We start from the raw sequence: 18,691 nt of genomic DNA, 5'->3' as shown, positions 1-18,691 counted from the left end.
TAAAGGTGCAGAATGGAGATTATATGAAAAAATTAGCAGTTGTTTTAATGTTAGCAGTGGTATTTACCCTGACGCTGACAGGTTGCAGTAAGGACAAAGGCAATCAGGAAACTACCGCAGGTCAGGTTGATTTGTCGTCAAACAGTGAAGTTGCCATAAATGCAGGTGGTATTGGAGTTTTAACAGATGAAGTAAGATACTATGCTTACACGGCCCAGGCAACATATGAGGCTTACTATATTTCGGAAAACAAAAATATAGACTGGAAAAGCGACATGAAGAAAGGCGTTTCCTGGCAGGAGGGAGTAAAGAGCATTGTACTGGATGATATTTGCCGCAGGGAATATTTTTGTTCTCTGGCAAAAAAATACGATGTCCAGCTTTCTGACAGTGACGAGGACAATGTAAAAGCAGCTGTTAATGAATTTTTTGAAGAATCTGATAGTGGTCTTGTTAAAAAAATTGATATTAAAAGACAGCGGCTTATAGAGGTTTTTGAAAAACAGAAAATTCAACAGAGAGTTGAAAGTAACGTTAATTCCTCTGACGACAATGCTGCCGATAATATGTATAAAAAGTGGAAAAAAGCAAATACTGTTACGGCAGGAGCAAGTTGGGATGAAATTAATTTTAATGAACATATATTTACATTGGAGGATGCAAAGTGAAAAGTCGATTGACTTGCGTAATCAGTGCAACCATGGCAGTTTTACTTATTGTTTGCACTGTAAATTATGCATTTAATACAGGTAAGGAAAAAAAGAAAAATGGAAATCCGGTAATGGAGGCAGCTCAAAAGGAAGTTGTGGTTCAGGATTTTATACATGATAATTATGTAATTACAGAAAAAAATCCATGGACGGATTATAGCCTTCATCCGGTTAATTATAAGGAAACCAAAAGCAGTTCCTTTAGTGAAAATATTAGTGCACAGTCAGCAATATTGGTTGACATAAAATCAAATAATGTTCTTTATGCTAAAAACGAAAATAAGCATATGTACCCGGCAAGTACCACAAAGTTAATGACGGCACTTACGGTTTTGCAAATTATGAACGTTAATGATGTAGTTACAATAGGGGATGAAATAACCTTTATTGCTTCTGATTCCAGCAAGGCAGGTTTTTCCAGAGGACAGGTGGTAACAGTAAAGGAACTGTTGCAGGGACTTTTAATTTCATCAGGAAATGATGCTGCATATGTTTTGGCAAAGGCGGCAGGTCAGGAAATTTTTGAGGATAATATTGCCAATGAAGGAAAGACCTTTACTTCCCAGCAGTGCGTACAGCGTTTTGTATTGGAAATGAACAGAAATGTAAGGGACATGGAATTGGAAAATACCCATTTCACATCTCCTGACGGATACGACGATGATGATCAATATACCACAGCAACGGATTTATCTAAGATAGCCATTGAGGCATACAGTAATTCAGTTATTGCAGATATATGTGGTAAAAGTTCTGCATATTCAGATACACTTAGTAAAACATGGACTTCTACTAATGCACTGTTAAATAAACATGGAAGTTTCTATTACGAATATTGTCAGGGATTGAAAACAGGAAGTACCGGATTGGCAGGAAAATGTCTTGTGTCAGTTGGGAAAAAGGGTGATAAGGAATGTGTCAGCGTGGTACTTAACGACAATACAGACGAGCAGCGGTGGAATGATGCGAAAAAAATGTTGAAATATGGATTGGAGTAAATAAGATGTTTTAATAAATAGGGGCTGTCGCACTGAATGTGATATGCCCCATAATTACGTAATATCATTTAGCATCTGCAACATAAATTCATAAGACATAACGCAGTACATGGATCGGAACAACAAAACATGTTATCCGGGTCACCGCCATATGAGTATTGTCTCTGATTGTACCATTGCCCACCACTTTCCAAGGTCTGAACCAGACGCTGATATGTGGCATTATTTGGTTCCATTTGAAGGGCTGTCTTTGCCATGTCAAGGGCAATAACATTATTTCCTACACCATTATTGGCAATGGCACTGAGGAAATACCAACGGGCATTTCGGTCATTTATGTTATTAAGTACGTTTAATGCTTCATTAAATCTGCCGTTGTTTATATAATTAGAAGCGGCAGAATAATATGAATCATCCTGACTGTATCCGGTATTTCTTCCATAGGAACCGCCGAAATCATCAAAGCCACCAAAACCACCAAAGCCTCCAAAAGGATTGCCATTATACTGACCGTAAGGGTTACCGTTATATCCACCACCGGAGTAGCTTCCGGAACCACCGGAATATCCGTTTTTACGCTCATTCATAATCTGGTCGTATGCCTGACCTACAAGCTTAAACATTTCTTCAGCTTTATCCTTGTTGGGATTGTTAATATTAGCATCCGGGTGATATTTTCTGCTTAACTTTCTATATGCTGTTTTAACTTCATCATCTGTGGCACTTGGGTCTATGCCAAGAACCTTATATGGATCGTTCATTTTGTATCTCTCAATCTGTTAAATTTAAAACTTTTTCACAATGAAACTTACGTTATATAAAGGATAACCATGTAAACGAATTATATATTTTCAGTGCCTGTACCGGTTCTCTCTTTATAGATGGTGCTAAATCTGTTCCATACCCCGGCATAGAGAATATTGCGAAGTATTTCCGCATTTTCAAGAATAGGCAGGGTCTCAAATTCTTTGGAACATTCAGCCATCATCATAGTAAGCATCTGCTTTATTCTATCATCAAAACCGGGATTTTGGCAAATTTCCTTAAAAGGATTGTAGGAATTTTTTTTAATGTCCTTTTCTAAATCATCATATGCGTCTAAAATATAAATAAATTTTCCAAGGAAAAATCCCATACGTGACAGCGTATCGCTCCAGCGGTCTTTTTGTGGAACAAACAAAATTGCCATAATTTTACCGAAAATCCCTGCCATAACATCAATGCCTGTCTCATTATTTTTTTCGCGGGTACCGAGCTCGTTAAGCAATGAAGCTATAGCCTGGGATTTTTCCAGGTAATCATTTTTTCCTGATTTAATTAGTTTGGCAAATAAAAGCTTAATAACATTCCAGTCATCCTTCCAGTCATCCATAGACTTGTAATAGGACAAGATAATGTTCATATCTGCCACATAATCTGTATATTTAGAAGATATCATGCGGCGCTTTTTTGTGGGATGTGCAATGCATCTGTGCATTTCATCAAAAATTTCCGGTTCATAAAGTGCCGTTAAAAGCATACTTAAAAAAGTCATGTCATAGGTTAGGGTAAGCTGTCCCATTAATCCATATCGTTTCTTTAATGACCGGCATAGTCCACAATAATAACCTTTGTAAATGTTAAATTCTTTAATTTTTAATTCCGGTTTATTTACAACAACATATCCAAACATATTAACTTCTTCTTATAAATTTATTGTTGCATTTAGGACAGCGGATTTCGATTTTGCCGTGTCCCTTGGGAATACGGATTTTCTGACCGCAGCCGGGACACTTGAAAAATTTATAATATTTTCTCTGCTCTCTGGCTTCTTTACTGAAATTTTTATTAAATTTAATTTTAGAAATTATTCTTAAATACTTTTCGTTTTCAGCTGCACGCTTATATATGTTTCTCGAAAACATTCTAAAGTAAAGAAGAACAATAGAAGCAAATATAAAAAGGCTTAATACGGAATTTACTGCACCTTTTGTGAAAAAGGAAAGAATGCAAAGAACAAATGTTACACCAAGTATAAATCTTGATAACTGGTCAATGCCGTATCTGCCATACATAAAATTGGAAAATTTATTTCTAAAGTTCATAACAAAACTCCTTTCAGAACAAATAACAATTCATAATATACAAATTACCAATTCTAAAAGGCAAAATCAATAATCATGGGGCATATTTAACACATAAGTCACAAAAGTTTACAAATATTCCATATTTACAATTAGTAGATAATAAGATAAAATAAAAACGATATTAGGTCGAAAAATGTGGCAAATATAACTTGATATTGGGGTAAACTTGGGAGGGTACATATATGCATATAAAAAAAAGCAGCTGGATAAAGCATTTTGACTTTATTCTGGCCGATTTGATATGCTTAAACATAACATTTAATCTTGCATATTGGTTAAGACACGGAATTGCAAATGTATACGAAATAAAAGATTATCGAATGATAATGATTATGATAATGGTTTTGCATTTTTGTATAACATATTTTTCAAATTGGTACTCAGGAATTTTGAAACGTGGATATTTCGGAGAATTTCAAAAGGTATTTATATATAATTTGGAAATGATAGCAGTGGTTTTCAGCTATTTGTTTGTTATGCAGTTAAGTATACAGTATTCGAGATTGACATTTATAAGCTATTTTTGTATTAATACCATAGTTATGTATATGGTGCATATAATTTTGAAAAAAATTATTAATGATAATGAGGGACTGTCTAAGTATAACAGAGTAAAAATTTTGGTGTTAGTCAATGAGGAAATGGCTGTGGATTCGGTTAATCTTATAAAAGACGGTCATGATAAAACCTATGATGTTGTGGGAATAGCCATTGTGGAGCCGGAATCAAAGTGTAGTGAAATTATGGGAATACCGGTAGTGGCGTATGGTAAAGACGTATATGAATATGTTTGTCATAACGTAATAGATGATGTACTTATATGTATGGACCCGGGCAGACAGGATGAAATCGAGCGGGTCACAAATAAGTTTTTGGAAATGGGAGTAACAGTGCATGTTAAGATGAATATGTTTACACAGGGACTTCCTAATGTATATTTTGGCAGAATTAATGCAGTTAATGTTTTAACAACAAGTATGAAGACGGTGCAGCCTTATGAGATTTTCTTAAAGAGGGCGCTGGATATATGTGCCGGCATTGTGGGCTGTCTCATAACAGCGATATTGTTTATTTTTATCGCACCGGCAATTAAAATTGCTGACCCTAAAGGTCCTGTATTTTTTGGACAGGAAAGGGTTGGAAAGAACGGCAGAAAGTTTAAAATATACAAATTCCGTTCAATGTATTCAGATGCTGAAGAACGTAAGAAGGAACTTATGGATAAAAATAAAATGAGTGGTCTTATGTTTAAAATAGATGCAGACCCTAGAATTATAGGAAGCGGACCGGACGGAAAGAGAAAAGGTTTAGGTCATTTCTTGAGAGCTTCGTCTTTAGACGAGTTTCCAAATTTCTGGAGTATCCTTAAAGGCGACATGAGTTTAGTAGGAACCAGACCGCCAACAATGGATGAGTACGAGAAGTATGAGCTACATCATAAAAGCAGACTGGCTGCTAAGCCGGGGCTTACAGGAATCTGGCAGGTAAGTGGCAGAAGCGATTTTACGGATTTTGAAGAAGTTGTTAAGTTAGACAACGAATACATAAAAAACTGGACTATCGGACTTGACATAAAGATTATTTTAAAAACAGTCGTGGTAGTAATTGCAAGGAGAGGTTCAGTATAAAATATTAAATTATGAATAAGAGAATGGGAGCTGTAATGAATAGTAATTTTACAGACACATCCAAAAGACATATATTTATTGTGGGATGTAAAGGTATTCCTACCAGATATGGCGGATTTGAAACCTTTGTAGATAAATTAACGGAATATACCAAAGATGAGAGTATTCAGTATCATGTTTCAAGAATATTAGATGATAGTGAATATGATGAAAATAATACTGAATATGAGTATAACGGTGCACATTGTTTTGACATAAAACAGCGTATGGGCGGACCTCAAAAAGCTATATTTTATGATGTTGATGCTATAAAATACAGTATTGACTATATCAAAAAATATAATCTTAAGGAGCCTGTTATTTATGTGCTTGCCTGCAGGATAGGGCCTTTTATTGGAAAGTTTAAAAGGCAGATACATGAACTTGGTGGGCAACTTTATGTAAACCCGGATGGACATGAGTGGAAGCGTGCCAAATGGAGTGCTCCCGTTAGAAAATACTGGAAAATATCAGAGCGTCTTATGGTTAAAAATGCTGATTTGCTTATTTGCGACAGCATAGGCATTGAAAATTACATAAAGGAAGATTACAAAAAGTATAATCCAAAAACCACATTTATCGCCTACGGTGCAGAAACATCTAAGTCAACTTTGGCAGATGATGACAGCAAGGTAAAGGAGTGGTTTTCAAGGTTTAACGTAAAGTTTAAAAACTACTATGTGGTTGTGGGACGGTTTGTGCCGGAAAACAACTTTGAGGCAATTATAAGGGAGTTTATGAAGTCGAAAACGAAGAAAGATTTGGTGATTGTAACGGATTATCAAAATAATGTTTTCTACGATGGACTCCTGAAAAGTACAGGTTTTAATAAGGACAGGCGAATTAAGTTTGTAGGCACGGTTTATGACCAGCCATTATTAAAGAAAATAAGGGAAAATGCCTTTGCATACATTCACGGACATTCTGTTGGTGGAACAAATCCAAGTCTTCTTGAGGCATTAGGTCTTACAGATGTAAACCTCTTATTTGATGTTATATTTAACAGGGAAGTGGCAGAAGACGGAGCTAAATATTGGAGTTTAGATGACGGGGATTTGGCAGCTTTAATAGACAAAACAGATAATATGAGTGAAAATGAGATAGAGACTATAGGTAACAAAGCTAAAAAACGAATTGATAATTTTTACAACTGGGAATACATAACTGAAAAATATCAGAAGTTGTTTAGAAAATAATAGGATATAGAACAGACCAGAATTACATTCTGGTCTTTTTGAAATGAAAAGAATGAATCATATGATTGAAAATGGTAAAATAGTTCATTGTTGTTGGTTTGGAAAAGAAAAAATGCCACAAAGGTACGTGGATTTTTTGGAAAATAATAAGAGATTCTTCCCTGGATACCAATTTATAGTGTGGACAGAGGATAATTTTGATATTTACAGCTGTGATTATGCTGCACAGGCGTATGACAAAGGAAAATATGCTTTTGTTAGTGACTATGTCAGAATGAAGGTTTTATATGAGTATGGAGGAATATATCTTGACCTTGATGTAGAATTTTTGAAGAAGTTTAGTGATATTGAGGCAGGAAAAGAATTTATGGGGTTTGAAAGAAGAAAGTATTTAGGAACCGCAGTTATAAGTCTAAAGAAACACAGTATAATTGCAAAAAAAATGCTGGATTATTATGAAAATAATCCGTTTCTTTCAAAAAATGGAGCTATGGATACCGTGGCAAATGTGTCACTTCTCACTGAAATTATGGTGGAAGAGGGACTTGTGTTAGGTGGGGAGAAACAAAAGGTGTCAGGCATAGACATATATCCAAGGGAATATTTTTACCCTAAAAAGTTAGGAGAAGGGGTGTTTAGAACTACAGAGCAGACAGTAGCTATTCATTATTGTGATAACAGTTGGATGAGTGCAAGAGAGAAAAAACGTGGCAACAGCAAAATATGGATATCCTTTTTCAGACCATTATTACAAAAGGCAAAAAAAGTATTGATTTCAATTTTTGGAAGTAAGGCAACAAGAAAGATAGAAATAAAAATTAGAAACATATTAAAGTAGGAGAAGTATATGTGGAACCGAAAGTGCGGTGAAATACTGGTAGAATATGTTAAAAAATTAAATGACAACAATATACGCTACTTTATTTTGAGAAATTATCAGGGATTGCCTTTTGATAATCAGTCAAAAGATGTGGATATAGTAATTGAGCCGGAAAAAATTAAACAGGCACATACATTGTTAAAACAAATAATGAATGGTGCCGGGTTGGAATATTACGACGAGTTTAGGACAGGGGCAATGATATGTTGTCATGGAATGAGCCTGAAACAAAAAACGGCAATACACATAGATATAATAGAAGGTTTAAGCATAAAGGGGATTGAATTAGAGGATTTTAGCAGACTATATAAAAATACAATAAGCTACAATAATCTTACGGTGCTGCAACCCCAATACGAGGCATTTTGGCTATATATAATGAAGGTGACAGGTCAGAAAAAGTTGCAACTGAAAGAAGAATATTCTAAAAAAATAATTAATCTTATAAGAAATGATAAAGAGTTTTTTTTAGAAGAAATGTCACGCAGGATGTGGGGAAACTATGGCAGATATATTGAGAAAGCCATAAAAGAAGACAGAATCGATGTACTATTTAAGGAATACAGAAAAATAAGCAAAAATATAATATTTTCTTTAACTAAGAAAAAGCCTGTTAAGGTTTTAGCAGGCAGAATGGAATTTGTGCTGGAAAAAATACATAGAATACTTTTTCGCTATAGAAAGTTTTCCAGAACATTTTGTGTTATTGCACCGGATGGTACGGGAAAATCCACAGTTATTGATAAAGTTATAGAAAAAATAAATTATTATTATATATGTGAAAATAAGTGCAATCTGTATCATTTCAGACCGGGAATAATTCCTAATTTAAAGGATGTTTTCGGGAAGAAAAAAGAGGAACAGAATTTAGAAGAAGATTATGCACAGGAAAGGAAAAAATTAGAACAGGCAAAGCCTAAAGGTTCATTTATTAGAATATGTTACTATTCTTTTGATTATATAGTTGGCTGGAGAAAAAAAGTAAGAAGAGATGTACATTATGACAGATATTCGGTTTTTGACAGATATAGTTACGACCTTATTGTAGACCCTAAACGAAGCAAAATTAACCTTCCATATTTTGTGAGACGATTTTTTGTGGCATTAACGCCTAAGCCTAAAATTACATTTGTGTTAAAGGCAAAGCCACAGGTTATATATAACAGAAAAAAAGAATTGACCATTGAAGAAATTAACAGACAGTCAGCGGAATATGAAAGGTTGAAAAAGTATTACAAAAAAATATATTATCTAAATGCAGAAGATGATGTTGATACAATAAGTAATGGAATGTTGAAAATTGTGTTTGATAATTGTTTGGAATATTAGAGGAGCTGCAATGGCACAGAATAAATTATATGCTGAAATATTCTCTGAAGATGTTTATGGCGAAAAATACTATTTAATAGATAATGGAAATAAAACATGGATTATTCCCGAAAAAAACATGAAATACGGTTTTGGAATACTTCAGGCATCTAATTTTAAGGCAAAATTGGTAAAGATTTTTTTCCCGGTCTTAAGGGACGTGATACCTGCAAGAAAAATATGCAAGTGTACACCTAAGTACCTTAAGATAAATGACGGAATCAAAGACATAATAGAAAAATATTGCAAAGATAAATATGAATGTTCCGTATATTATGGAAACCTGAAAGAATCTGTTCAAAACCACAAGGCTGTCATACAGGTATTTAACAAAGATAAAACTTTTTTCTACATGAAAATATCAGAAGAAAAAACAGTTAAAGATTCATTTGAAAAAGAATTAACTGCCCTGAAATTTTTAAAGGGAAAAAATGTGAGAAATATACCCGCAGGCATTGGAATTGCAAAAAAAGGCAGTTGGGATATTTTTATACAGGAAAATGTTGCAGAAGATAACAGAAGTTGCTACCGGTTTTTGGATAAACACTGGAGATTTATTGCTGATATGTACGAAAAAACTAAAGTGAAAATTAGTTTTGAAAACAGTGATATGTATGAACCGGTTATGTTTTTAAAACATTGTGCGAAAGAAGAAACTTTATTTGGTGAAGAAGACAGTATTATGTATGCTATAAGAAAAACAGAAAGTTTTTTAAAAAACAGTGATTTTTATTATAGTTTCGCCCATGGGGATTTTACACCAAAGAATACATGCATAAAGAATAAAGAGGTGTATGCCTTTGACTTTGAATATTGTATAAAAACAGCAACACCGTTTTTTGATTTTTTTCATTATATTTGTCAGAAAAGTATAATGTTTAACGATATGAACATACAGGAAACTTTTAGGGTGTATAAAAAATACAAGAGTAAACTGTATAATTACTGTAATACACCTAACATGCTGTTTGTATCATATTTGCTTTATATTATAGTCTTTTATCTGAAGAGGGATGACAAAAACACAGATACAAGAAAAGGTCAGTTAAAGTTTAGAATAGAGTTAATAAAAAAGTTATTGCAAGAAGAGGATTAAATTGAAGATATTACATTATTCACTAGGATTCCCACCATATGCAAGAGGTGGACTGACAAAATATGCAATAGATATTGCTACAGAACAGGTAAGACAGGGACATGATGTGGGAATGCTTTGGCCGGGACGGGTTTTAAATGGTTCGTCAATAAAAATTAAACAGGGTAAAGCCTTTCAGGGAATAAAAAGTTTTGAACTTGAAAATCCTGAATATTTGCCACAGATATACGGAATCAGAGATTTTGACGGATTTCAAAAAAATGTAGACACAAAGGTATATGTAGAATTTTTAAATAGGGAAAAGCCTAATGTAATACACATTCATACTTTAATGGGAATGCACATTGGCTTCTTAGAAACAGCAAATAAATTAAAAATAAAAACCGTTTATACGACTCATGATTTTTTTGGAATATGTCCTAAAACAACATTGTTCTTTAACAACGAAATATGTGAGAAAAATTTTGAATGCAAAGGTTGTTACACCTGTTGTGAAAATGCTTTGTCTATTAAAAAAATGAAACTTTTACAAAGCCCGGTATACAGAAACATAAAAAATACTAAAATACTTGGAGTTCTAAGAAAATACAAAAAGAACAAAATTTTTGTAAATGAAAGCGGATTAAAGGAATTACAAAAAGCGGATAAGATTTATAGTGAAAATTACCGGAAATTAAGAGAAGGATATATCAGGTATTTTGAAAAAATATCCACCATTCACTTTAACAGCACATACATGAGGGATGTTTTTAGAAATTATATAAATGTTGACAAAGGAATCGTGTGTAATATAACTCACGGGGAAATTAAAGATAATAAAAAGAAGTACACAAAAACAATAGAAAATAATGTTGTAAAAATATCTTATTTAGGACCAATTGCGGAATATAAAGGCTTTTATGTCCTTAAGGAAGCATTAAATCAGTTGTATCAGGAAGGAATAAGAAACTTTCAGCTAACTGTCTATAATGGCGGTGAAAATATGGCGCCATATATTAATAATAAGCCTTCATTTAAGTACGAGGAGCTTGATAAGGTGATGAATGAGGCAGATTTGGTTGTAGCATTACGTGATGTATCTTATGGCTTTACGGTTTTAGAGGCATTAAGTTACGGAGTGCCGGTAATGGTTACAGATAAAGTTGGGGCGAAAGATTTAGTGTGCCCTGACAAAACCGGAATTATATGTGATTATCATATTGAAAAGATAAAAACGGAACTAAAAGAACTTTTAAATCATCCGGAAAAGATAGAAAAAATGAAAAATAATGTACTAAATATGTTTGAAGTACCTTTAATTGAAAGGCATGTGCAGGATATAATTAATGGTATATACAGATAAAGGTGAAGGAAATGAATAAAAAAATATTAATTGTTTCATATTATTTAAATTTACGGGACACAGACCGTTGCTATACGGTTTACAATTATTTTAAGGAAAAAGGATACGAAGTAGAGGCGTTATGTGGAAATTATGACCATAATTCCAAGAAAAAAGTTAAATATAATCTTGAGGGTGTCAGGGAAATAGAAGTAATTCCCTACAAAAAGAATATGTCTTTAACAAGAATGATTTCGGCGGTGAAGTTTGCTTTTGATGTGGCAAAATTATTAAAAAACCGTGTTGCGGATATTATATATGTTGTAGGGCCTCCTAATTCAACGGCATATGTTTTATCTAAAAAACTGAAAAATGTATATTTGGTATCAGATATTTACGATTTGTATCCGGAGACAATTCCCTTTAACAAAAATGTAAAAAAAGTGGCTAATGTTTTAGGATTCTGGTGGTGGTCCCATATGAGAAATTATGCCATGAAAAAATGCGACTGCTTTATTGGATCATGTAAATATTATTTTGAATTATTAGGCATAAAAGAAGATGAAAAAAAGAAAGTGGTGCCGTTGTGCAAGAGCAACAAAAAGGTAGAGCGGACAGAAGTTGTACCCAATGACAAGTTAAACATTCTTTATTTGGGGGCATTAACAGGAAACTATGATTTTGAAGGTCTGGTAAAAATGTTATCCTTAATAAAAGAAAAGAAGGATGTTGAGCTATTTATTATTGGAGACGGCCCGAGAAAAGAATGGCTTTTAAAGGAATTGCAGGATAAGAAAATAACGTATAACTTTATGGGACGTATATACGATGATGCAGTTAAGGAAGAAGTAATGAAAAAATGTCATTTCGGCTTCAATGGCTTTAAAGAAAATGTGGCAATTGCATTATCTTATAAGAGCATGGAGTATATGTCTAACGGATTGGCTTTAATTAATTGCTGCAAAAGCGATACCTGGAACATGGTAAGGGAAAAGAATATTGGAATAAATTATAATCATGGTATAATAAATCAGGTGGCAGACGAAATATGCAAATTAAGTGCAGATGATATATTTGAAATGCAGAAAAATGCTATTGTACAGTATGATGAAAATTATTCTTATGACTGTTACAAAAAGAAAATGGACAAGATATTTGGTTAGCAGGTATCAGGAATTGGCAGATGATAGAAAATGTATTAGTAGTTTTAAACTACAATGATTACAATACAATTGAAAAGTTTCTGAATAACACAATACATATTGAAAGTATTGATAAGTTAATTGTGGTAGATAATTGTTCTACGGATAATTCCTTTGAGAAACTTTGTGCATTTGAAAGTGAAAAAACAGACGTTATTAAAACGGAAAAAAACGGCGGATATGCATATGGAAACAACTTTGGAGTTAAATATGCCATGGACAAATACTCACCGAAGTACGTGTTTATTTCAAACCCGGATGTGGAGTTTGATGACAGTGTAATAAGTTCATTGCAAGGGCTTCATAAAGAATTAGAAACTGCCGGAGAAAATGTGGGATGTGTATCATGTCAAATGAAAACAACATCAGACATTGACATTAAAACGGCATGGAAGCTGCCACGATATAAGTCCTGTATATTAGATAATTTAATTGTACTAAGCAGTATATTAAAATGCAAAAAATATAATTATGATTATGATTATTTTCAGGGAGAGTACAGCAAAGTTGATGTAATACATGGCTCATTCTTTATGGTAGCTATGGAAACATTTGAAAAAGTTGGATTTTTTGACGAGGATACATTTCTATACAATGAAGAAAATATACTTGCATACAAGCTGAAAGAAAACAAATGTCAGAGCTATATTTTGAATACTAAAAGTTACCTTCATCATCATTCGGTATCTGTTTCAAAAAATATAAAATCAATAAGGAAAAGATTAGATATTGCATATGATAGTAGGTGCGTGTATTTAAATAAATATCTTAGAATTAATAAAATTAAAAAAATATTTAATGGAGTAACCTACAGAATAGGATGCTTTAATTATATTATATTGTCCAAAATTATAAGCTTCATAAGATAAAAATAAAAAGCGAAGGGAACAAAAATAAAATGTTTCAACCCACAATTAAAATTAACACAAGTTGGAAAAATGAAATATCATGGACAGTGGTGATGATATTTCTTATAAATATGTTTATAAAAAATGAGCAACAGGTTATGGCATATATGGCTTTGATTGTTACTCTTTTTATGCTGTATAAAAAAATTGTTTTACCTGAAATACCGGGTTTTACTTTGTATTTCATATCCATCATTATTATGTTTTTTTATGGTATTTTTGTTAATGATATAGCAGAATTTGTAAAGGGTACATTCTATGTTATAAATAATATAGTGATTGTAGTAGTTGCGTATTATGCATGTAGGTATGAAAAGGGAAAATCAATGATAAAAACGATATACCTGTCCTGTATGGTATTATTAGTTAGTGACTGGATAAAATTAGTGCTAAAAATAGGCGAAATATCAACGTTAGGTTCTTTGAGAGATGTTTTTAACAAAAATATAATGGATATACTGATGTTTTCCGTTTTGCTTTTTTATGAATGTATATTAAATAAGCAGTCTATTTATGGAAAAAACAAGGATAGAATATGCATGATAGTGGCATTTGTTACGGTTCTTATTTCTTTAGGAAGAACACAGATTTTGTGCCTGATTATAGGAATACTGGTTGCATATGCAGTTTCCATTATTAAAGAAAATAAAAAACAACGTCTGTTTGTTAATTTAATAGTATCTTTTGCAATTGGAGCAATATTGGTATTCTTGACTTTCCTGATACTGCCGGATGATGTTACAACGCCTTTTGTGGAAAAAGTAGAAAATTCATTTACGGAAATATCAAGTGACAATAAATTTGAAGATGAAGCTAGTATAAGTAGCAATTGGAGAGGATACGAAAACAAAAATGCAATGGAACAGTGGAAAAATGTGGAAACATGGGAAGAATTATTTGGTCAGGGAATGGGAGTAAAAATAAAATTGAAATCATTGCCGGAACTTCATAAAAAGGTTTATGGTCTTACAGATGACAGTACGCCGTTATTACATAATGGATTTTACACATTACTCGTAAAGGGAGGGTTATTTGCTCTTGTAAGTTTGTTTATTTGGCTACTGTATCCATTGAGAGTGTTCAGAAAGCAGGTACAAAATAGATATGAAGTAGAAGTCTATGGTGAAATGCTTATTATGAACATAATGATGATAGTAACTATGTATGTTATAAGAGGACTTGTTGGAAGCGGAACATTTGCAGTGTGGGCAATAGTTATTGGCTGGAATAGTTGTAGATTAAGGCAAAGTTTTTCATATTCTAATGAAAGGTTATTTAGGAGATAATTATGAAAAAGAGAGTTTTGGGCATTGATGTAATCAAAGGTATAAGTATATTTTTAGTTGTGTTTTATCACACGATAACATCTAATTATATTAAACCAGAGGCATTTTTTGATTATTTGGGAGCTTTTTTGTTAAACGCATTTTTCTTTGCTGCCGGATGGGTTTATGCATACAGTAGTAAAACTAATTATAATAGAATAGCAGTAACAAAAAAGATAGTTGTATTAGGAATCCCATACATAGTACTAAGCTTGTTGGCAATTATTTACCAGTGCATTATAGGTACGGTTTTAGGAAACAATTTTATAAGTGATGTGTATCAGGGAAAGGAATTGCTTCTTAGAAATATTTATTGTGCAGTATCTTTAACCGGTATAGGTACGTTATGGTTTTTACCGGTTATTTTGATAGCTAATCTATTTCTGATGCTATGCATAAATAAAGCATATGCAAAGAAGAAAGCATTAGTAATTCTTGGCGTTGTTTGTTTTATAGCGTTTGCAGTATACATTTTGTTTGTAGATAGAATAGAGATAAACATTGTTAACACAGCCACAAAAATATTGTCAGAGGAGATAAGATTTGTTAACAGAATCGTGGTGGGATGTGCATACATACTCTTAGGTTATTTAACAAATAAGCTGTTATCTAAATTAGACAAAGGTAATGGAGTGAATGTAATTATAGGAATAGTATGTTTGATAGTAGGTGTGATACTATATAATTTAAATGTGGAAGTATATAAGATTTTTTACACATTGTCAGAGTGCCTTATCGTAATATTCCTATGTGAATTTAAATGGATAGGGATTTTGACAAAACCTATAAGTTATTTGGGAAGAAATTCATTGTATATAATGGTTGTACATTACATTTTTGTGCAACCGGTTGTTATGAAGGCAATATGGGGCAGTTATTATATGATGAATACATCTGTTTTGCAGAAAAGAGAAGTACTTTTTGTTGTGGAGTGGATAGTAACAATAGGAATTATAGAGATAGGGAAAAGGTTTGATGACTTTTTGTTTTTGTTTGGAAAAGGTGAAAGATTTGAAAAATTGACTAGAAGAATTCTCAGGAGAAGCAAATACCATGGATAATAACATTATGTTGAGTATATATGTTGCAACGTACAATCATGAAAAATACATCGGTCAGGCATTAGATAGTATATTAAAGCAGAAAACTAAATATTCATATGAGGTATTAGTTGGTGAAGACTGTTCAACAGATGGAACCAGAGTGGTATTAAGAGAATATGAGAGAAAATATCCGGGAAAATTTCAGATGTTTTATAGAACAGAAAACATGAATGGAAAACATCCTAACAACGCAGGTGATTTGAAAAGAAGATGTGTGGGAAAATATATTATCGCTTTAGAAGGAGATGATTATTGGCTGGATGAAAATAAAATTGAACGCCAGATAGAATTTCTTGAAAATAATCCGGATTATGTGGCGGTTGCACATAATTGCCTGGTGGTAGATAAAGATTCAAAGCCGATAGACAAAGGCTATCCTGAGTGTAAGGATAATGAGTATACAATAAAACATTTTGTCAGCGAAATAATGCCGGGACAGCTTACAACTATGATGTGTAGAAATTATATTAAAGATGATAGTATGGATATATCCTTTTTTAATAAGGGATTACGTCCGGGAGATAGATTGGTTTATTTTGCAATGACTCTTAATGGTAAAATATATTGTATGCAGGAAAAAATGAGTGCTTATAGGTTTGTATATAGAGGTGGGACAAGTTATACTGCGAATTATAAGTATGATTTTAAAAAGGCAGAAGAGTGGAATCTGTCATTGATAGAATATTCAAAAAAAAATAAATTAATAGATGGAATTAAATACGGAGAACTACTTTATTTGAGAAATTTAATTAATGGAGTGTCAACAAAGCAATGTAGCTTAAAACAAAGCAGGGGATATTTGAAGAAAATTTCTCATAAAGGTAGGGCATTTAGATTATATGTAATTCATTGGATAAGACATCATATATTACATAAAACACTCTGGGTTTAATAACGGTTGAAATAATGGTTGAGAATAATTTACGAAACAAAACAATGTCAGGATTGTTTTGGAGATTTTTAGAGAGATGTGGGGCGCAAGGTGTAAATTTCATTGTACAAATAGTGCTTGCAAGACTGATAGCACCACAATTATATGGAACAATAGCTTTAGTAACGGTGTTTACTACAATATTGCAAATTTTTGTGGACAGTGGTATGGCAAATGCACTTATACAAAAAAAAGATGCAGATGATGTGGATTTTTCCAGCGTGTTTTATTTTAATATGGGTGTTTGCGTGGTGCTGTACCTGGGGATGTTTATTGCTGCACCATATATTGCCCAATTTTACAAGGATAGTGAACTGGTTGCCGTAATAAGAGTAATGAGTTTAACTCTTGTTATATCGGGAATAAAAAACGTGCAGCAGGCGTATGTCTCAAGAACGATGCAGTTTAAACGCTTCTTTTTTGCAACACTTGGTGGAACAATTTCCGCAGCAGTTGTTGGAATTGCCATGGCTTATAAGGGCTATGGTGTATGGGCACTTGTGGCACAGGATTTAGTTAATAAAGTAATTGATACGCTGGTTCTTTGGTTTACTGTAAAATGGAGACCTAAAAGGTGTTTTTCTTTTAAGCGTTTAAAGGGATTGATTTCTTTTGGATGGAAGATATTAGCATCAGCATTAATTGACACTGTATACAATAATATAAGGCAGTTAATAATAGGAAAATTATACACAACGTCGGATTTGGGGTATTACAATAGAGGAAAACAGTTACCTTATACTGTAATAAATAACATAAATACATCAATAGATAGTGTTTTGTTTCCAGCGATGTCATCACAACAGGATGATCGTAACAGAGTAAAAACAATGACCAGACGTGCAATAAAGACAAGTAGTTATATAATGTGGCCAATAATGATTGGATTGGCGTTCACCTCCGAAACGGTAGTGGATATATTACTTACAAATAAGTGGGCACAATGTGTTCCGTATCTGAGGATATTTTGTATTTCTTATGCTTTTTATCCAATACATACAGCTAATTTAAATGCAATTAAAGCAATGGGACGAAGTGATTTGTTTTTAAAGCTGGAAATCATAAAAAAAGTAGTGGGCATTGTTGTACTTTTATCCACAATGTGGTTTGGTCCATTGGCAATGGCATATAGTCTCTTGTTTACAAGCGTAATAAGCCAGATAATAAATTCATGGCCAAATAAAAAATTGTTAAATTATTGTTACTTAGAACAGCTAAAAGATATAATGCCATATATTTTGTTGTCATGCGTTATGGGAGTATGTGTATACACTGTAAACTATTTAAAATTAAATGATATTTTGGAATTTATTATTCAGGTTATGCTGGGAGCAATAGTGTATATTGGTGGTTCTAGAATATTTAAATTTGAAAGTTTTTATTATGTGGCAAATACATTAAAAAACATGGGTAAAAAATAAGAGGAGCGAAATTAATGACAAATATTTCACAGGAATTTTTAGATAGAATTTATGAATTATCACAGAAAAAAATGCAGGATAAGGATTTAGAACAGGCGAAAAAATGCTTTTCAGATTACATAGCAGTAGCTATGGGAGGAATGAAAAGTCAGAAGGAAAAAATGTTTGCTTATATACAACAGGAAAAGGGAAAATACAGTATCATTGGCTGTTCTGAGAAAGTACCATTAAATAATGCAATTTTGATAAATGCCTATAACGCACATGTGCTTGAACTTGATGATGGACATAGGTATGCAATGATGCATTTGGCAGCACCTATTTTTTCATCTCTGATAAGTGTTGGAGAAAATATGAATGCATCAATGCATGAAATATTTAATAGTGCTATAATAGGATATGAGGCAGCTGTCAGACTGGCAGGGGCTATTCAGCCGCA

The 18,691-nt window shown here is 32.9% G+C and carries 17 protein-coding genes and 1 pseudogene; 15 read left to right on the top strand and 3 right to left on the bottom strand.

The window, feature by feature from the left end:
- Positions 1–23: 23 nt before the first annotated feature.
- Entirely contained in the window at positions 24–668 is a 645-nt protein-coding gene (locus tag Q5O30_RS03455; protein ID WP_021952365.1) for a hypothetical protein, read from the top strand.
- Entirely contained in the window at positions 665–1,708 is a 1,044-nt protein-coding gene (locus tag Q5O30_RS03450; protein ID WP_021952364.1) for a D-alanyl-D-alanine carboxypeptidase family protein, read from the top strand. The genes Q5O30_RS03455 and Q5O30_RS03450 overlap by 4 nt, the downstream gene beginning before the upstream one ends.
- Before the next feature lie 68 nt (positions 1,709–1,776).
- Here Q5O30_RS03450 and Q5O30_RS03445 read toward each other — a convergent pair whose 3' ends face one another.
- The 3 genes from Q5O30_RS03445 to Q5O30_RS03435 all read right to left on the bottom strand — a co-directional run bounded on the left by Q5O30_RS03445 (position 1,777) and on the right by Q5O30_RS03435 (position 3,792).
- Complete coding sequence (locus Q5O30_RS03445) at positions 1,777–2,469, bottom strand: J domain-containing protein (RefSeq protein ID WP_021952363.1); 693 nt, start codon at positions 2,467–2,469, stop codon at positions 1,777–1,779.
- 80 nt (positions 2,470–2,549) lie between these two features.
- Positions 2,550–3,380, bottom strand: a complete 831-nt coding sequence (locus tag Q5O30_RS03440; protein WP_021952362.1) for a DUF5685 family protein — start codon at positions 3,378–3,380, stop codon at positions 2,550–2,552.
- Between the two features lies 1 nt (position 3,381).
- Positions 3,382–3,792 carry a hypothetical protein gene (locus tag Q5O30_RS03435; RefSeq protein WP_021952361.1) on the bottom strand — a complete coding sequence of 137 codons (411 nt, stop codon included), beginning with the start codon at positions 3,790–3,792 and terminating at the stop codon, positions 3,382–3,384.
- 224 nt (positions 3,793–4,016) lie between these two features.
- On the opposite strand from Q5O30_RS03435, the gene Q5O30_RS03430 reads away from it, so the two are divergent.
- The 13 genes and pseudogenes from Q5O30_RS03430 to Q5O30_RS03370 form a co-directional block, all read left to right on the top strand.
- Positions 4,017–5,462: a sugar transferase gene (locus Q5O30_RS03430; protein WP_021952360.1), complete on the top strand. Its 1,446-nt coding sequence runs from the start codon at positions 4,017–4,019 to the stop codon at positions 5,460–5,462.
- 11 nt (positions 5,463–5,473) lie between these two features.
- A complete protein-coding gene (cps2T, locus tag Q5O30_RS03425; protein WP_302674553.1) occupies positions 5,474–6,697 on the top strand; it encodes a beta 1-4 rhamnosyltransferase Cps2T in 1,224 nt (407 codons plus the stop codon).
- Positions 6,698–6,740: 43 nt separating this feature from the next.
- A complete protein-coding gene (locus Q5O30_RS03420) occupies positions 6,741–7,535 on the top strand; it encodes a glycosyltransferase family 32 protein (protein WP_021952358.1) in 795 nt (264 codons plus the stop codon).
- 9 nt (positions 7,536–7,544) lie between these two features.
- Positions 7,545–8,906 (top strand): hypothetical protein, encoded by a 1,362-nt coding sequence (locus Q5O30_RS03415; RefSeq protein ID WP_021952357.1) that lies wholly within the window; start codon positions 7,545–7,547, stop codon positions 8,904–8,906.
- Between the two features lie 10 nt (positions 8,907–8,916).
- Positions 8,917–10,041 carry a hypothetical protein gene (locus Q5O30_RS03410; protein ID WP_021952356.1) on the top strand — a complete coding sequence of 375 codons (1,125 nt, stop codon included), beginning with the start codon at positions 8,917–8,919 and terminating at the stop codon, positions 10,039–10,041.
- Position 10,042: 1 nt separating this feature from the next.
- Positions 10,043–11,383 carry a glycosyltransferase gene (locus Q5O30_RS03405; protein ID WP_021952355.1) on the top strand — a complete coding sequence of 447 codons (1,341 nt, stop codon included), beginning with the start codon at positions 10,043–10,045 and terminating at the stop codon, positions 11,381–11,383.
- 11 nt (positions 11,384–11,394) lie between these two features.
- On the top strand, positions 11,395–12,525 hold the full coding sequence (locus tag Q5O30_RS03400; protein ID WP_021952354.1) for a glycosyltransferase: 1,131 nt from the start codon (positions 11,395–11,397) through the stop codon (positions 12,523–12,525).
- A gap of 20 nt (positions 12,526–12,545) precedes the next feature.
- Positions 12,546–13,433: a glycosyltransferase gene (locus Q5O30_RS03395; RefSeq protein ID WP_021952353.1), complete on the top strand. Its 888-nt coding sequence runs from the start codon at positions 12,546–12,548 to the stop codon at positions 13,431–13,433.
- Positions 13,434–13,525: 92 nt separating this feature from the next.
- Positions 13,526–14,758 carry an O-antigen ligase family protein gene (locus Q5O30_RS03390; RefSeq protein WP_302674559.1) on the top strand — a complete coding sequence of 411 codons (1,233 nt, stop codon included), beginning with the start codon at positions 13,526–13,528 and terminating at the stop codon, positions 14,756–14,758.
- A 2-nt stretch (positions 14,759–14,760) separates the two neighbouring features.
- Positions 14,761–15,858: an acyltransferase family protein gene (locus Q5O30_RS03385; RefSeq protein ID WP_021952351.1), complete on the top strand. Its 1,098-nt coding sequence runs from the start codon at positions 14,761–14,763 to the stop codon at positions 15,856–15,858.
- On the top strand, positions 15,851–16,792 hold the full coding sequence (locus tag Q5O30_RS03380) for a glycosyltransferase (RefSeq protein ID WP_021952350.1): 942 nt from the start codon (positions 15,851–15,853) through the stop codon (positions 16,790–16,792). Before Q5O30_RS03385 ends, Q5O30_RS03380 begins: the two co-directional genes overlap by 8 nt.
- 14 nt (positions 16,793–16,806) lie before the next feature.
- Positions 16,807–18,252, top strand: a complete 1,446-nt coding sequence (locus Q5O30_RS03375) for a lipopolysaccharide biosynthesis protein (protein ID WP_021952349.1) — start codon at positions 16,807–16,809, stop codon at positions 18,250–18,252.
- Between the two features lie 14 nt (positions 18,253–18,266).
- Positions 18,267–18,691 (top strand): annotated as a pseudogene (locus Q5O30_RS03370) (MmgE/PrpD family protein); the annotation flags it as partial.

It is taken from the genome of Eubacterium sp. CAG:161, assembly GCF_000432355.1.
In the GTDB taxonomy this organism is placed as follows: Bacteria; Bacillota; Clostridia; order Lachnospirales; family Lachnospiraceae; genus Eubacterium_G; species Eubacterium_G segne.
This window is presented reverse-complemented; position numbering and strand designations above follow the sequence as displayed.

Bases quoted from the DNA above. Each gene is read 5' to 3' on its own strand.
- Q5O30_RS03455 (WP_021952365.1), top strand. From the start codon at position 24: ATGAAAAAATTAGCAGTTGTTTTAATGTTAGCAGTGGTATTTACCCTG.
- Q5O30_RS03445 (WP_021952363.1), bottom strand. From the start codon at position 2,469: ATGAACGATCCATATAAGGTTCTTGGCATAGACCCAAGTGCCACAGAT.
- Q5O30_RS03440 (WP_021952362.1), bottom strand. From the start codon at position 3,380: ATGTTTGGATATGTTGTTGTAAATAAACCGGAATTAAAAATTAAAGAA.
- Q5O30_RS03435 (WP_021952361.1), bottom strand. From the start codon at position 3,792: ATGAACTTTAGAAATAAATTTTCCAATTTTATGTATGGCAGATACGGC.
- Q5O30_RS03430 (WP_021952360.1), top strand. From the start codon at position 4,017: ATGCATATAAAAAAAAGCAGCTGGATAAAGCATTTTGACTTTATTCTG.
- cps2T (WP_302674553.1), top strand. From the start codon at position 5,474: ATGAATAAGAGAATGGGAGCTGTAATGAATAGTAATTTTACAGACACA.
- Q5O30_RS03420 (WP_021952358.1), top strand. From the start codon at position 6,741: ATGAAAAGAATGAATCATATGATTGAAAATGGTAAAATAGTTCATTGT.
- Q5O30_RS03415 (WP_021952357.1), top strand. From the start codon at position 7,545: ATGTGGAACCGAAAGTGCGGTGAAATACTGGTAGAATATGTTAAAAAA.
- Q5O30_RS03410 (WP_021952356.1), top strand. From the start codon at position 8,917: ATGGCACAGAATAAATTATATGCTGAAATATTCTCTGAAGATGTTTAT.
- Q5O30_RS03400 (WP_021952354.1), top strand. From the start codon at position 11,395: ATGAATAAAAAAATATTAATTGTTTCATATTATTTAAATTTACGGGAC.
- Q5O30_RS03395 (WP_021952353.1), top strand. From the start codon at position 12,546: ATGATAGAAAATGTATTAGTAGTTTTAAACTACAATGATTACAATACA.
- Q5O30_RS03390 (WP_302674559.1), top strand. From the start codon at position 13,526: ATGATATTTCTTATAAATATGTTTATAAAAAATGAGCAACAGGTTATG.
- Q5O30_RS03385 (WP_021952351.1), top strand. From the start codon at position 14,761: ATGAAAAAGAGAGTTTTGGGCATTGATGTAATCAAAGGTATAAGTATA.
- Q5O30_RS03380 (WP_021952350.1), top strand. From the start codon at position 15,851: ATGGATAATAACATTATGTTGAGTATATATGTTGCAACGTACAATCAT.
- Q5O30_RS03375 (WP_021952349.1), top strand. From the start codon at position 16,807: ATGGTTGAGAATAATTTACGAAACAAAACAATGTCAGGATTGTTTTGG.